Annotated in this window: 14 protein-coding genes and 1 pseudogene; 4 read left to right on the top strand and 11 right to left on the bottom strand. The window is 69.6% G+C overall.

The genetic code is table 11. The annotated features are described in order from the left end of the window. Positions 1-213 precede the first annotated feature (213 nt). Positions 214-378, bottom strand: a complete 165-nt coding sequence (locus IU459_RS16645; protein WP_195130444.1) for a hypothetical protein — start codon at positions 376-378, stop codon at positions 214-216. Positions 379-485: 107 nt separating this feature from the next. On the opposite strand from IU459_RS16645, the gene IU459_RS16650 reads away from it, so the two are divergent. Continuing rightward, positions 486-1160 carry a class I SAM-dependent methyltransferase gene (locus tag IU459_RS16650; RefSeq protein ID WP_195130445.1) on the top strand — a complete coding sequence of 225 codons (675 nt, stop codon included), beginning with the start codon at positions 486-488 and terminating at the stop codon, positions 1158-1160. 236 nt (positions 1161-1396) lie between these two features. Here IU459_RS16650 and IU459_RS16655 read toward each other — a convergent pair whose 3' ends face one another. Together IU459_RS16655 and IU459_RS16660 are read right to left on the bottom strand one after the other, a co-directional pair. Continuing rightward, entirely contained in the window at positions 1397-2476 is a 1080-nt protein-coding gene (locus IU459_RS16655; protein WP_195130446.1) for a DNA glycosylase AlkZ-like family protein, read from the bottom strand. Between the two features lie 118 nt (positions 2477-2594). Beyond that, on the bottom strand, positions 2595-3065 hold the full coding sequence (locus IU459_RS16660) for a winged helix-turn-helix transcriptional regulator (RefSeq protein ID WP_195130447.1): 471 nt from the start codon (positions 3063-3065) through the stop codon (positions 2595-2597). A 105-nt stretch (positions 3066-3170) separates the two neighbouring features. On the opposite strand from IU459_RS16660, the gene IU459_RS16665 reads away from it, so the two are divergent. Beyond that, complete coding sequence (locus IU459_RS16665; RefSeq protein WP_195130448.1) at positions 3171-4424, top strand: cytochrome P450; 1254 nt, start codon at positions 3171-3173, stop codon at positions 4422-4424. 235 nt (positions 4425-4659) lie between these two features. Here the strand turns inward: IU459_RS16665 and IU459_RS16670 are convergent, their stop codons facing one another. The 3 genes and pseudogenes from IU459_RS16670 to IU459_RS39690 all read right to left on the bottom strand — a co-directional run. Next, a complete protein-coding gene (locus tag IU459_RS16670; protein ID WP_195130449.1) occupies positions 4660-5313 on the bottom strand; it encodes an SDR family NAD(P)-dependent oxidoreductase in 654 nt (217 codons plus the stop codon). A gap of 57 nt (positions 5314-5370) precedes the next feature. Further along, on the bottom strand, positions 5371-5823 hold the full coding sequence (locus IU459_RS39685) for an SRPBCC family protein (protein ID WP_195130544.1): 453 nt from the start codon (positions 5821-5823) through the stop codon (positions 5371-5373). 468 nt (positions 5824-6291) lie between these two features. Next, a pseudogene (locus IU459_RS39690) lies at positions 6292-7245 on the bottom strand (FUSC family protein); the annotation flags it as partial. A gap of 385 nt (positions 7246-7630) precedes the next feature. On the opposite strand from IU459_RS39690, the gene IU459_RS16685 reads away from it, so the two are divergent. Next, on the top strand, positions 7631-9049 hold the full coding sequence (locus IU459_RS16685; RefSeq protein ID WP_195130450.1) for an amidase: 1419 nt from the start codon (positions 7631-7633) through the stop codon (positions 9047-9049). A 76-nt stretch (positions 9050-9125) separates the two neighbouring features. Then, positions 9126-9935: a class I SAM-dependent methyltransferase gene (locus IU459_RS16690; RefSeq protein WP_195130451.1), complete on the top strand. Its 810-nt coding sequence runs from the start codon at positions 9126-9128 to the stop codon at positions 9933-9935. Position 9936: 1 nt separating this feature from the next. Here IU459_RS16690 and IU459_RS16695 read toward each other — a convergent pair whose 3' ends face one another. The 5 genes from IU459_RS16695 to IU459_RS16715 form a co-directional block, all read right to left on the bottom strand. Beyond that, positions 9937-10950, bottom strand: coding sequence for a cation diffusion facilitator family transporter (locus tag IU459_RS16695; RefSeq protein ID WP_195130452.1), 1014 nt, complete (start codon positions 10948-10950; stop codon positions 9937-9939). Positions 10951-11158: 208 nt separating this feature from the next. Continuing rightward, positions 11159-11527: a fluoride efflux transporter CrcB gene (gene crcB / locus IU459_RS16700; protein ID WP_195130453.1), complete on the bottom strand. Its 369-nt coding sequence runs from the start codon at positions 11525-11527 to the stop codon at positions 11159-11161. Positions 11528-11627: 100 nt separating this feature from the next. Further along, on the bottom strand, positions 11628-12122 hold the full coding sequence (locus tag IU459_RS16705; protein ID WP_324198900.1) for a fluoride efflux transporter FluC: 495 nt from the start codon (positions 12120-12122) through the stop codon (positions 11628-11630). Between the two features lie 188 nt (positions 12123-12310). Further along, on the bottom strand, positions 12311-12760 hold the full coding sequence (locus tag IU459_RS16710; RefSeq protein WP_195130454.1) for a universal stress protein: 450 nt from the start codon (positions 12758-12760) through the stop codon (positions 12311-12313). 56 nt (positions 12761-12816) lie between these two features. Then, positions 12817-14169: a flavin monoamine oxidase family protein gene (locus tag IU459_RS16715; RefSeq protein WP_195130455.1), complete on the bottom strand. Its 1353-nt coding sequence runs from the start codon at positions 14167-14169 to the stop codon at positions 12817-12819. Positions 14170-14257: the final 88 nt, after the last annotated feature.

The raw sequence follows: 14257 nt of genomic DNA on the forward strand, positions 1-14257 counted from the left end.
GGGATGGTTCCCACCCGTAGGTGATGTGCACCTGCGGATTTGGCTCGCTGACGTGGCGTTCGACTACGCGGCGGCCGCGGCTGGGCTGGGGCAACCCCACCCGTCGAGTGCGCCATCGCCTGGATGTATGCCGTGTCGACGGCCCGCCACGAATCCGCCGACACGGCTGACCGCGGGCGTGGCGTGGTCCCGCTCAACCGTGGCGCGCCGTGGTCACCCGTCCATGCCGCCGTGCCCGCGTGGAGTCGACTCGTCGGTCTCCAGCTCTTCGTCGGTGGGATGCTCGTCGGCGTGCGTGGGCTTGGTGTGCTCGTCGGCGAAATCCGCGTCCTGCCGCATCGACTCCGCCGTGGTGGGATCGATATTCGGTGTGCTCATACCCGGCGCGTACCCGGTCGTAGGCCCTCGACGCAGGGTGCCGGTAGACGGTCCCCGGCCGTTCTCGATCTTGACCTCGAGCGTGGTTGAGGATGGACCATGGAGCCATGACTCGTCCAGCTGATTTCTGGAATTCCGTCTACGACGATGACACCGCTCCCTGGGTGATCGGCGAGCCACAGCCCGCCATCGTCGAACTCGAACGCGAGGGGTGGATCACCGGACGTGTGCTAGATCCCGGCTGCGGTGCGGGCGAGCACACGATTCTGCTGACCAGACTCGGGTACGACGTGCGCGGCATCGACATGTCGCCCAGCGCGGTGGAGTATGCCCGCGCCAATGCGGCCGCTCAGGGCGTGCCGGCAGCCGTGTTCGAAGTGGCCGATGCGCTCACGCTGGGCGACCGAGCGGATTTCGCCGGTGACCCGCCCGGCTCCGCGCCCGCGTTCGACACCATCGTCGACAGCGCGTTGTTCCATGTTTTCGGGACCGAGGACGCGGAGCGCGCCGCATATGTCCGCAGCCTGCACGCGATCTGCAAGCCCGGCGGCGTTCTCCATGTGCTCGCGCTCTCGGACACCGAGCCCGGGTTCGGCCCTAGGATCAGCGACACCCTGATCCGGGAATCCTTCCGCGACGGCTGGACGGTGGAGGACCTGCGCCCCGCGCGGTACCGGGGACGGATCACCGACACGGTGGCCCAGAACGCGGAAGGACTGGAGGTCTCCGAGTCCGGCAAAGTCGACCTCGCCGCGTGGCTGGCCAGGATCCGCCGCGAGTGACGCCGGCACCCTGCTGTCCGGCGGCACGCTGATCGGTCTTGCCGACGATGCGGCGCTGCACTAGCGTCCTGCTCTCGCGAGACCACTTGGTCTCCAATCCCGGTGCGACGTGCCCGCCGCACGACGTGGGACCTGCGTTCATGATCGGAGCCGATTCGATGGCGATGCTGCTGTACTACATCCTGCTGCCGCTCTATCTAGCCGAAGCCTTCTTCCGTCTGCTGGACTGAGCGGGGTCAGGTCCAGCGCACCACGGGAGCAGCCGCTCCGGCGGTCTCGGCCATCAGACCAGCACTGTTCTCCGCGTCCGCCCGCTGCCGTGCCGACAGCGGCTCGAAACAGGTGACCGTCAGTTCGTTCTCGGCACGTCGGTAGCGCCAGGTGCCGACCACCTCACCGGCGGACAGCACCGCACCGGGTGCCGCGAGGGCGCGCCACACTTCATGGCGGCGCGCACGATCCGGTACCAGAAGCTGGCGATCGACCTGCCGGAGATAGCCGTCGTTCGGCGGTACCAGGACCACGCCCTCGGCCTCGGGCGCCGACCGCACCGCGTCGAGCAGGGGCTCGGGGAGCTCGAGGCCGCGCCCTTCGATGCGGACGCGCACGAGTTCGGCGCCGAGTGTCTTCCAGGCGGCTGTGGGATCGCTGCCGAGCCAGTCACGGAACTGCGTTCGCGTCGTCGGGCCGTTCGCCCGAAAGTAAGCCTCGAGCAATGCGACTCGCGGGTGCTCGACCCGCACACGCTGATGCTCGGGAGCCGGATGGAGCATGGTCGCCCGCTGTCGTGTAGCGAGGACGATCCCGGCCCGGCATCCGGCGGCACGGAACATCCCATCCGGCACATGCGTGGCCGCGCAGCGCTGACACCAGGTGACCAACTCTGGGCGGACCCGGGCGGTGACCTCGGCGCTGGCTCGGCCTTTGGTCATCGGCGTGGTCACCACCGCCGTCAACGCGGCCGCGACCTCCGCCACGGCCGCGAGATACGCCGATCCGCCCTCGTCCGTCGCCACCGGGGCCACGGCGTCGCACACCGTGTCCAGCATGGCCAGCGGATGGGCATGTGGAGCGCCGCGCACCGACCAGACACTCACCAGCGGGCCGTCCGGCCGGACCGCCTCGGCGACGGGCGTGCGGCCGATCACCGCGGTGCGCTGGATCAGTGACTGCTCCGGTCCCCCGCCACGACCGCCTTGCACACCGAGCAGAAGGAGGTCATCGAGCGCGTCGGTGCGGTCCGCGCCGTGCAAACCTTGCCCGCGCCAGCGGAATCCGAGCCAACCAGCCCGTTCGACGGCGATCGCTTGCGCCATGGGCCCACTCTATTGCCTCCGGTCGCCGCACCTGACGCGCTCGGCACCTGCCATTACGGCTATCGCCCCGTCCGGTGTACTCCGCCCCGCACGCCCGAGGTCAGTGCCTACAGCCCGGCTAACCGGCCTGTTCGGCGCCCGGCGGCTGGTGGAAGCCCGGCCCCGCCTTGGGTTCGACCTCGCGCGGGTCGAGCGGCTCGCGGCAGTGGTCGCAAACCAGCAGCGGCGAGGTCTCGTGCCCGCAGCGGCGATGTTCGAGCACGATCGGCGGGCCTTCCGCCCCGACCAGGTGCTTGTCGCCCCAGACCATCATGGAGATGACGATCGGATACAGCTCGCGGCCCGCGGCGGTGAGGTGGTAGTCGACGCGTCCGCCGCCGTGGTCGGTGCGGGTGAGAATGCCCGCGTCGATCAGCATGCGCAGGCGGCTGGTGAGCAGATTGCGGTTGGTGATGCCGATGTTGCGGGCGAAATCGCTGAAGCGGTGCACCCCGAAGAACGCCTCGGCGATCAGCAGGATGGTCCACCGGTCGCCGAGCAGTTCGACGACGCGGGTGACCGAATCGTCGACCGGGCGCCGGAGTGTCATGGCGACATTTTCGCATCCCCCGCCGGTATTGCTTTCCTACCGACGGTATCGGAATAATACCAACAAGCCCGGCGCCGACTCCGGGCCGGACAGCTGGGAGTGTCGATGACGACCACGAACCATCCGACGGACGACTACGTGCGGCTGCTCGACCCGGCGGTGCGGCCGGACCCGTACCCGCTCTTCGCCCGGCTGCGCGAGTCCGGCCCGTTCCGGATCGGCACCGCACCCGTGGTCGTACTGACCCGTTACGACGACTGCGCCGCGATGCTGCGCGATCCGCGGGCCAGCGTCGACCGGTCGCTCGCGCGGTTGCAGCTCGGTGCCATGCCCATCTACGACGGAACACGCGAAGACGGTGCGGCACAGGCGAAACCCTCGTTCCTCTTCCTCGACCCGCCGGACCACACCCGCCTGCGCCGCCTGGTGTCGAAGGCGTTCACCCCACGCGTCGTGCGGCGGCTGGAGCCGCGGATCACCGAGATCGTCGACGATCTGCTCGACCAGCGCGCCCGTGCGGGAACCTTCGACGCGGTCGAGCACTTGGCCTATCCGCTCCCCGTCACAGTGATCTGCGAACTGCTCGGCGTACCGTTGGAAGACGAAGCGCGGCTGAGTAATTGGTCCGCGTTGCTGTCCCGCACGCTCGATCCGACCTCGCGCGCGGCTCCGCAGTTCCGCGCCGACAAGGCCGAAATCCAGCGCGCGGGCACCGAATTGCACGCCTACTTCGAAGAACTCACCGAGCGCCGGCGCCGCACGCCGGGCCCGGACCTGCTGTCCGAACTCATCGCGGCCGAGGACGCCGGTGACGTGCTCACCCACGCGGAGCTCATCTCGACCTGCGCGCTGCTACTGGTCGCGGGACATGAGACCACGGTCAACCTCATCGCCAACGCGACCCTCGCCTTGCTGCGCAGGCCGCACGAACTCGCCGCACTCCGCGCGGACCCGGACCGAGGCCCCGGCGTGGTCGAGGAGACGCTGCGGTTCGACCCTCCGGTCCAGCTGATTCCACGCATCGCCGCCGACGATCTGACCATCGGCGGCATGGACATCCAGCGCGGCGACCTGGTGGTGCTGCTGATCGCCGCCGCACATCGCGATCCCGCTGTGTTCGCCGACCCCGACCGATTCGATCCGGCCCGCGACAACCGCCACTTGGCCTTCGGACTCGGAGCCCACTTCTGCGTCGGCGCGCCGCTGGCCCGCTTGGAAGCGCGGGTAGCGCTGACCCGGTTCGCCCAGCGCGTCGAATCCCCATCGCTACCCATGGACCCTCCGCGCTACCGGGAACACGTCAACCTACGTGGACCCGCGCAGTTGCCCATCGATTTCGTGGCCATTCGACCGCGGTAGCTGTGATGTCTCATGCCGTCGGCGCCTCGGGCGTGGTCTCGAAGACGCGCGAAAGCACCTGTCGCCGAGTTTCATCGGCCTGCCAGTGCGGGATGCGTGCCAGCGAGGCTTGCGGGCTTTACGTGTGTGCGCGGCAAGGGCGGCAGCGTGCTGCTCGACGACTGCTGGCACGCGACCTCGACCGGGACTGAGGTCGATCCGGTTCGCTCGGCTGATCGACGCGGGTAGACGGAATTCAGCCGTCGTAGGACACGTGCGGCGTCCAGGCGTCGGCGGGCCGGGTGGCCGCCGCGTGCAGCGCCGCGGCGACGCGATTCCGGGTGAACGCGCCGTCGCCGAGCACGCCGTTGACCTGCACCGCGACGGCGCGGATGCCCGCGGGGGCCAAAGTGGTGTCCAGGCTGGTCACCAGGTTGCGCACAGCCGCCTTCTGGACGCCGAGCGAGGCGGCCTGATGCCACGGTTCATCCGCGGCCGCACTACCCGTGACCAGCACGCGGGCTCCCCCGGACAGAAAGGGACGCGCGGCCTGGACAGCGGGCAGCAGCGCCGCGGCGCCGGCGGTGAAGTCCGCGATCAGTTCGGGAACCGATAGCTGGAGCGGGTCGGCCTGACGGAAGACGCTCGGGTTGAAGTGCAGCACGTCGATACGACCGTGGCGCTCACCCACCCCGGTGACGATGCCCGCGACGTCGGCGGGATCGGTCAGGTCCACCCCGACGCCCTCCGCGTCGAATCCCTGCCCGCGCAACTGCTCGGCCAGCGGTTCGGCCTCCTGGGGAAACCGGCAGGCCAGCACGGTGGCGAACCCGTCGTCGGCGAACAATTGGGCAACCGACAGCCCGAGGCCGGGACCGGCGCCGAGCACGAGAAGCACAGGAGCAGTCATGGTCATCGAGCCTAGAACCGTGGCCGCGGTCGCGCCGAACAGCGCTGTGCCAGGCGGTTATTCGACGACGGCCTGGATGCGGTTCAGTGTCTCGCGCATGCCGTCGACGTTCGTCTTGCCGCGGGTCCAGCCGGCCAGCAGCCAGTACAGCCGCAGCACCGGGTTGTCGTGCAGCTGGAACGACTCGGTCACGTCGGTGCCGCCGTCCACCGGCTCGAGAACGTAGCGCCACGTGTTGACCGGCATGCCGCCAGGACCGAGCACGGTGAACGCGAACTCGCGGCCGGGCTCGCAGGCGACGATGCGGCACACCGTCCAATACTTCAGCCCCCAGCCATTGCGGTTGACGTGCCCGCGGAACTTCACGCCCACCGCAGGGCCGGTGGCGCCACCGAGCCACTCCGCCGCGAACGTCTCGGGACTGAATCGCCCCGTGTTCTCGATATCGCTGATCAGTTCCCAGATCTTGCCGGCCGGGGCGGCCATCCGGACCGTCACGCTGTCGTGCATGTGCCCAACCCTAATGGGCGCTATCGGACGTGATCGGTCCCCACCCCGTGCACGTCCGGAGCGACGGCCGAGGTATCGCCCAGCAGGCAGCCGGTTCGGCGCCGGTGGTCCGGGGAGCGCCGATTCCAGCCGGACGGCCCAGCCGTCCACGTCGGAGAGCCGCTCACCCGGCTGCAGCACCCAGCAGGCGGCCAGCAGGTCATGACCGAAATGCGCGAGAGCGGCGTGCTCCGGCCAATATTCGCGGGTCCACTCCGGGTCATCGGTGGCCGAGTCGATTCCGCTGCGGACCACACCGACCAACTCGAATTGCAACCGCTGGACCAGTACCCACGCCACGATGTCCATCGGCTTGCGGCGCAACCGGTCGAGCAGTGCCCGCGCGTCGGCGACCGCGCGCCGTTCCATCCAGTGGAAGGTGCGCCGATGCCCGTGCGGCGCGACGCAATACAGCGCGAACACCGCCATCGCGACACCGAGCACCGTCTCCACCAGCCGGTCCCGGATCACCGGCCCGATCGGTCCATCTGTGGTGGCGACGCCGCCCGCGATCAGCGCGACCGGCGTGATGAACACGACGGCCAGCGCGTAGTTGCGCGGCACGAAGAGCTCGATGCAGAACTGCAGCAAGGCGATGAACACGATCAGCGCATAGCCGGTCGGCCCGAGTTGGTAGATGACCGCGAACAGACCGAGTCCGACGACGGTACCGACGAAACGGTGGATGGCGCGCACCTGCCCGTGCACCCGATCCGGACCGGTCTGCAACACGATCAGCGCACTGAGCACCGCCCAGTGCGGCCGTTCCAGACCCAGCCAGGCGCTGAGCGCACCCGCGCCGAGGCAGCCCACCGCGACGCGCAGCGCACTGATCGCCGCATGCGAGGAGAAGGACAAGGAACGCCGCAACCGGAAGCCCACGCTCGGGCGGGCGAACGAAACCAACGGATCGAGCAGCAGATCGTCGGTGTCGTCGGCCGGTGCGTATCCCGCGAGCTTGCGCCGCGCGCGTTGCAGGGTGGCCAGCAGCGTCGCTTCCCCCGGGTCGCTCGGCAGCCCACCGTCGTAGACCGCGGCCCATGCGTCGGCCATCGCGGCACCCGCCCGGTGACGTAGATCGATAGCGGAGCAGCCTGTCTCCCGGGCCGCCACATACGCGTCCACCGCGCGCACGGCCGCCTCGACCGCCATGCGTTCGGGTTTGCGGTGATCACGCAGCACTCCGGCCATCGAAACGATGATCGAAGCGAGCACACCGCACGCCGCGCTGAGCAGCAGCGTCACCAGCGACGCGCCGGACTCCACGGCTTTCATCGCGCCCGCGCAGACCAGCGCGAAGAACAGCGCGCCCGGCGGACCGAGCCGCAGCGCGTCGATCACGAAGACGGCGAGCGCCGCGACCGCCGACACCACGACCACCATGACCAGCGCAGCGCCGGTTCCGGTGGTGAGCAGTCCGCCGACCAACCCACCCAGGCCACACGCGGCGAGCAGCGCAAGACCGGCCGCGGGCACCACCCGGCCGCGCACCCGGAACGGCCGTCCCTCGCCGTAGAGCACGGCGAAGGCGCCGAAGATGACGAAGACCGCCGCGTCCGGATTGCCGAAACCGGTGACGAGGGCGGCAGGCACGGCGAACGCCAGGGCGGCACGCAGTGCTGGGCTCCACCGCCTGCCCGCCGGCGGCAGGGCGAACAGCTGTGTGCCGACACGGCCCTTCGGCGGCACCGGATCCGGATGTGTCGCGGGCACCTGCTGTCCTTTCTCATCTGGACGGACTGCCTGGTCCACACACTAGATTCGGGACATGACCGCCGACGCTCATATGCCGCTGCCCACGCGCGTCCACGCCTTCGGCGACGACGCGCTCGGCGAGCACGACGCGGTCGCTCTCGCCGCGCTGGTGCGGGCGGGAGCGGTCTCGCCGCGCGAACTCGCCGACGCCGCGGTGGCGCGCGCCCACCAGGTCGAGCAGTTGGCCGCCGTCGCCTACCCGAGCTACGCGAAACCGCTGATCCCCGCCGAGCGGACCGGCGCCTTCTACGGGGTGCCCACGTTCGTCAAAGACAACATCGACGTCGCGGGCATGCCGACCAATCAAGGCACCGCGGCCTTCCGAGCCACACCCGCCCGGGTGCACAGCGGCTACACCCGCCAGTTCCTCAGTACGGGCCTGACCGTCCTCGGCAAGAGCGCCATGCCCGAGTTCGGCTTCAACGCCAGCACTGAGCCGCCGCACGCACCGCCGACGCGCAATCCTTGGCACACCGGATTTTCGGTGGGCGGGTCGTCCGGCGGGGCGGCCGCACTGGTGGCGGCCGGGGTCGTTCCGATCGCGCACGGCAACGACGGCGGCGGGTCGATCCGCATTCCCGCCGCATGCGCCGGGTTGGTCGGTTTGAAGCCGAGCCGAGGACGACATGTCGTGTCGGGGCTGGCCCGCACACTGCCGATCGACATCGTCAGCGAGGGTGTGCTGACCAGAACGGTGCGCGATACGGCGGCTTATGCCGCGGCAGCCGAACGATATTGGCGCAGCCCCGCGCTGCGGCCGATCGGCCGCGTCGAAGGGCCCGCAACGCGGCGGATGCGAATCGCGCTCGTGCTCGACAACGTCGCTGGGCCGGTCCCGGCCGGTCCGACCCGGGATGCCGTGGAAAGGGTGGCCCGCACTCTCGAATCCAACGGCTATTCGGTCGAGCCCGTGCGGCTACCGTTCGACGTGGCGATCGAAAACGCTTTCCTGCACTACTGGGGGCTGCTCGCGGCCACGATCACCACGACGGGAAAGCTGCTCGATCGACGCTTCGACGCACGGCGTGTAGACGATCTGACCATCGGCCTGCGCGGCTTCTTCCTACGGCGGGCCATGCATGCGCCGCTGACCTTCTACCGACTCCGCGCGGCCGCCGCCAGGTACGAACGGGCAGTCGGCCCCTACGACGCGGTGCTGCTCCCGGTGCTCGGCCACACCACACCGGAACTCGGGTATCTCAGTCCCACCGTGCCATTCGAGGAGTTGATCGAACGACTACGCGCCTATGTCTGCTTCACCCCCATCAACAACATCACCGGGACACCCGCCATCACGGTTCCGGGCGGCCGCACCGCCGCCGGGCTCCCCGTCGGAGTCCAGTTCGCCGCCACCCGCGGCAACGAACGCACCCTGCTGGAACTGGCCTACCTGGTCGAGTCGGAGCAGCCGTTCCCTCGTCTGTCCAGCTGACCAGACCAATTTAGATTAGCCTTAGTTGCAGTGATTTTCATTTTCTAATACGAGCGAGCGCCGGAGAGGACGAACCATGGGAACGAACGTCGAATTGGCGGGAGTCCCGGAGACCATGCTGTGGACGCTCTACAACCGAGCGTCGGAAGCGAAGCGGGCGGACGGCATTCTGCACGACCCCGACTGCGTCCGTATCTTCGACGCGCTCGACTACGACTACAAGCGGGCGTTCGGCGCTCCCGACGGCACGCACGCGGTGCGGTCGTTGCGCTTCGACCAGGTGCTGCGGCCCTGGCTGGCGGCGCATCCCGGCGGGACCGTCGTCGAGCTCGCCTCCGGGCTGGAGACTCAGTTCCAGCGGTGTGACGACGGGCAGGTGCGCTGGCTGTGTGTGGACGTTCCCGAAGGCATCGCACTGCGGGAACGGTTCCTGCCACCGAGCGCACGCTGTCGCCACCTGCCGATCAGCGCACTCGATCCGGCCTGGCTGGACGAGGTGGACGCCGGCCGCGGCGTGTTCATCACGGCGCAGGGACTGTTCATGTACTTCGAGCCCATCGATGTGCGGCGCCTGTGCGCCACGATCTTCGAGCGCCTGCCCGGCGTGGAGTTGATGTTCGACACCATCCCGCCGTGGTTCTCCCGGAAGACCCTGCGGGGATTCGGCAAGACGTCGCACTACACCGCTCCGCCGATGCCATGGGGCGTCAAGCGCAGCCGGGTGGCCCGGCTGCTGCGTGACTGGAGCCCACAGGTGGCCGAGGTGACCGTATCGTCCTACGGCCATTCCCGCGGGCCGCTCGCGGTGAGCATGCCGCTGCTCGAACGTCTTCCGGTGCTGCGCGACGTTCCGCCCGCCATAGTCCACGCCCGTGGCGTGCGGTAGCTCAGGGTGCGCTGATACCCGCCGCGGACGACGGACGGTCGCGGTGGACCGGACCGTGGGCATCATCGCAATGGCCATCCAGCACCGGAAGGAGGCGTTGCGTGTCCGGGGCGGTCGAGGAGGTGACGACGTGGCTGTGGTCGACCTGCAACGTGGTGTGGGTGATGCCGTAGTCGTGGTCGAGCAGCCGCTCGATCCGCTGACGCAGTCCATGGCAGTCTGCGCCCGGGCGGACCAGCACGTGCGCCGACAGCGCGATATCGCCGGAGGTGATCTGCCAGACGTGCAGGTCATGCACCTCGTCGACGCCCTGGATGTCGACGAGCCTGCGCCCGAGCACATCCGGATCGACGCCCGCGGGCGCCGCCTCCAGGAAGATCCGGGTGGACTCACGCACCAGCCCGAGCCCCGCCTTGACCATCAGAGCGACGACGACCAGCGTGGCGATCGCGTCCGCCCTGGCGAATCCGGTGGTCAGCACGACGATTCCGGCCACGGCGGTGGCGATGAATCCGTAGAGGTCGTTGAGCACGTGCTGGAAGGCGCCCTCGACGTTGAGACTGGACCGGTTGGCCTTGCTGATCGCCCAGGTCGCCGCGACATTGACCGCGATGCCCGCCAACGCGGTCACTACCACCAGCCCGCCGGTCACCTCCGGCGGCTCCAGCAGACGACGCACCGCCTCATAGCTGAGCCAGCCCGCCAGCACGAGCAGCGTGACACCATTGGCCTGTGCCGAGAGGATCTCGGCACGCTTGTAGCCGTAGGTGTACTTGCCGTTGGCGGGTCGGGCGGCGAGCCGGATCGCGGCGAGCGCGAGCACGATGGCCGCGGCGTCGGTGAGCATGTGCGCCGCGTCGGACAGCAGCGCCAGCGAATTCGCCAGCACACCGACCACGACCTCGACCGCCATGAATCCGGCGATCAGGGCGAGCGCAACGGTCAGCCATCTGCGGTCGGCGTCACGGGACACCCCGTGTCCGTGTGCGTGGCCATGCCCGTGCTCGTGTCCCATCGACCCAGCCCCTTCCCGTCCTTGAAATGTATGCGCATATCTGCATCTGTTCGGTCAGCTTAACGCACCCGGCCTGGCTCGCGGTAGATCAACTCGGTGAGCTGGATCACGTCGCATACGGCTTCGTCGACACGGGAGCGTGCGAGGAAGACGGTGACCGCGCACCGTGCTCGACATCCGATCGCGCGGCTGCGCGGACACCGCGTCGTCAGCCGAGCACGGCGTGCACCAGTGCGTAGGAGGACACTGCGGCAGCCAGCCCGGCGACCACGCTGACCAGCACGTTCATCGCCGCGTAGAAATAGGCGCCCCGCTCGGCCAGCCGCACGGTTTCGTAACCGAAGGTGCTGTAGGTGGTGAGCGCTCCGCAGAAACCGGTGCCGAGCAAGACGAACAGCGGCGTCGCCAGCGCGGTCCCCGCGCCGCTGAGCCCACCGAGCACGAGGCAGCCGATCAGGTTGACCAGGAATGTGCCCCATGGGAACAGGCTGTCGCGACGATCCTGTACCGCACGGTCGATGAGGTATCGCAGCGGCGCTCCGATCGCGCCGCCCACGACGACGAGCAGCACGCTCACGCTGCGCCCTCATCGGGTCCGCAGTCACCCGAGCCGCCGCTGCCAGACTCGACGCTCCGCCCCGCGGCGGTTACCCGAGCTGCGGTATCCCGCCGGGCGCTCATGCCGACCGCACCCGCGCGCGGCGCGCACGCTCGTACCCGGCCCGGGTGAGCCACATCGCCGCGGCCGTGGCAAGCAAAGCGCTGATCAACGTGCCCGCCGCGTAGGCGAAGGCGACGACGACGGTGCCGGGCGTCAGGAGACCGCGGATCTCGTTGGCGTAGGTGGAGAAGGTGGTGAATCCGCCGAGGACGCCAACGCCGAGGAAAGGGCGCAGCAGCCGATGCGCCGCCCAGATCTCGGTGACCGCCACCATGAGGATGCCGATCAGAAAGCAACCGCTGACATTGGTGACGAACGTGGCCATCGGAAAGTGTCCCGGGTGAGCGGGCAATCCCTGGGCGAGTCCATAGCGCGCCAGCGCACCGAGTGCACCGCCCGCGGCGACGACCAGCAGTACAACACCGTGGGTACGCCAGAGTTCCCGCCATGGAGCGCGATTACGCGTGGTGGCATCGGTCTCGAGCGGTTCTTCGGTCAGTTCACCGGGCACGGATGTCTCCTACACGAACGGTTGCGGTGTTCGGGTAGGGACTGTCGGCGACGAATGCCGCGGTTGTTCCGGATGACCGGAGCGGCGAGCCCCACCGCCGCGCGGACGCCAGGATAGTCACCCGGCGACGCGGCCCGCGTAGTGACACCGGAATTCTCGGGAGCGCCGAGGCCGCGTCGCATGCACGCTCACCGCTGTTCAGCGTGTCCGTTGCCGTCGTGCGCGACGAGAACCGAGCAGCCCGCGTGTCTCGCGGCCTTCTCCGCGGTGCTGCCCATGAAACGGCCCCAGATGCCCGAGTGCCCGCTGCGGCCGAGAATCAGCAGGTCGGCATCGTGTTCCGCGGCCGAGGTGGCCAGTTCCCGCGCCGCCTGACCCGCGCGAATCTCCGCCTGCACCGCGATGCCGCGCTGTTCGGCGGCCGCCGCGGCGGCGTTGAGCCATCGCCGGCAGGCCTGCTCCCCGATCGAGCGTTCGTCCTCGATCTCGCCGACCACCGGACCATAGTGCGGCAGAAACTCTTCGACGGCCACCACGGTGAGCGCGGAACGGTGCACCGCCGCCAGGTCGAGCGCCATCGTCAAGGCGGCTCGGGCGCCGGGTGAGTCGTCGTAGCCCACCACGATCCGCTGGAACACCTCTTCATTCTGGTCCCTCGGCGTCGGCCCGAGCCAGCATTCGGGCTACCCGGAGATCACGCCGCGGTCACGGATCGATGTACCGCCAGCACTTCGGCCGCCGCGCGCTCGCCGGAGCGGATCGCGCCCTCGATGTAGCCCGACCACTCCGTGGCGGTTTCGCTGCCCGCCCAGTGGATCGCTCCGACCGGTTGCCGCAGCGCCGAACCCACGGTGGTCAGCACACCCGGCGGGAAGTAAGCGCCGTAGCCGCCGCGGGCGTACGGGTCGTCGGCCCAGACCTTTTCGTGCCACTCGATCGGGTTGCGGGCCGCGTGGCCGAAGGCGCGCACCAGCGAACCGACGATCATTGCGCGTCGGTCGGACGCGGGCAGCGCGGCGAGCCGCTGTGCGGCGCGACCGGGAACCAGCGCGCCGAGTACCCCGGGCCCGCCGGGGCGGGTGGCGTCGAAGGTCACCGGCACCGGATCGTGCAGATTCAGCGACTGGCCGGTGAGCCCGTCGTCGCGCCAGAACGGCCGCTCGTAGACCGCGAATGATTTCAGCACCGACCCCATCGGCACACGCTGAGTCAATTGGTCACGGGCCGCGGGCAGCGGCGGGTCGTAGGCGATGCGTCCGGCGATGGCCGGCGGCACGGCGACGATCACGTGCTCGGCGTGCACGTCACCGAATGCGCCGCCGACCCGGACGCCGTCCCCCTGCTGCCGGATCGAGGTGACGGCGGCGCCGAGACGCAGCGCCTGGCCCAACTCCTCGCCCATGGCCAGTGCGGGCCCGTCGGCTCCGTCGACGAACAACCGGGTCACCGTCTCGGCCGTGATCCCGGCGTCGACGCCGCCCGCCGAACGGATCGTGGTCAGCAAGCCGAGCATCGAGATGCTGCCGACGTCGACGCACAGTTCTTCGCCGATCATCACCTCGGCCAGGTGCCGAGCGCGCCGCTCGGGCAGATTCCGGCGCAACCAGGTCGCCGCCGTCATCGAGTCCAGGCGATCCGCGCCGGGCGTCGTCCACGGGCGCGCGAGGTCGACGCGGGCAGCCATCCGTTCCAGCCGCCACATGGCCTGGCCCAGCACCACCAGGACGAGCGTGGGCAGCGGCGGACGCGCGCCGGTGAACGGCCGCCGCACCACGCCCTCGACCAGCAAGTCGGCCCCGGTCGGCGGTGTATATGTCGCGGCGCCGTACTCCTCGGCCAGCGCGGCGAAGCTGGTGTGCGCGCCCGAGATCCACTGTCCGCCGAGATCCACGGCCCATCCGTCGCCGACCCGCGCGGTGAGCGTCCGGCCGCCGACCCGGTCACCGGCTTCCAGGACGACGACGTCCCGCCCGGACGCACGCAACGCACGCGCCGCGCACAGCCCGGCGTAGCCTGCCCCGACGACAACCACGTCCGCACGGTCCATGGTGGCCTCCCGTCACCGCACCCATAACTCGACAACCACTGTCGATCACGTAACGCCCGTGCGCAACCGGTCTGGACATCCGGCCGCG

Source organism: Nocardia amamiensis (genome assembly GCF_015477605.1).
Lineage (GTDB): Bacteria > Actinomycetota > Actinomycetes > Mycobacteriales > Mycobacteriaceae > Nocardia > Nocardia amamiensis_A.

What these genes read in the sequence shown, in the direction of transcription:
- IU459_RS16645 (WP_195130444.1), bottom strand. Translation starts at nt 378, where the DNA reads ATGAGCACACCGAATATCGATCCCACCACGGCGGAGTCGATGCGGCAG.
- IU459_RS16650 (WP_195130445.1), top strand. Translation starts at nt 486, where the DNA reads ATGACTCGTCCAGCTGATTTCTGGAATTCCGTCTACGACGATGACACC.
- IU459_RS16655 (WP_195130446.1), bottom strand. Translation starts at nt 2,476, where the DNA reads ATGGCGCAAGCGATCGCCGTCGAACGGGCTGGTTGGCTCGGATTCCGC.
- IU459_RS16660 (WP_195130447.1), bottom strand. Translation starts at nt 3,065, where the DNA reads ATGACACTCCGGCGCCCGGTCGACGATTCGGTCACCCGCGTCGTCGAA.
- IU459_RS16665 (WP_195130448.1), top strand. Translation starts at nt 3,171, where the DNA reads ATGACGACCACGAACCATCCGACGGACGACTACGTGCGGCTGCTCGAC.
- IU459_RS16670 (WP_195130449.1), bottom strand. Translation starts at nt 5,313, where the DNA reads ATGACTGCTCCTGTGCTTCTCGTGCTCGGCGCCGGTCCCGGCCTCGGG.
- IU459_RS39685 (WP_195130544.1), bottom strand. Translation starts at nt 5,823, where the DNA reads ATGCACGACAGCGTGACGGTCCGGATGGCCGCCCCGGCCGGCAAGATC.
- IU459_RS16685 (WP_195130450.1), top strand. Translation starts at nt 7,631, where the DNA reads ATGACCGCCGACGCTCATATGCCGCTGCCCACGCGCGTCCACGCCTTC.
- IU459_RS16690 (WP_195130451.1), top strand. Translation starts at nt 9,126, where the DNA reads ATGGGAACGAACGTCGAATTGGCGGGAGTCCCGGAGACCATGCTGTGG.
- IU459_RS16695 (WP_195130452.1), bottom strand. Translation starts at nt 10,950, where the DNA reads ATGGGACACGAGCACGGGCATGGCCACGCACACGGACACGGGGTGTCC.
- IU459_RS16715 (WP_195130455.1), bottom strand. Translation starts at nt 14,169, where the DNA reads ATGGACCGTGCGGACGTGGTTGTCGTCGGGGCAGGCTACGCCGGGCTG.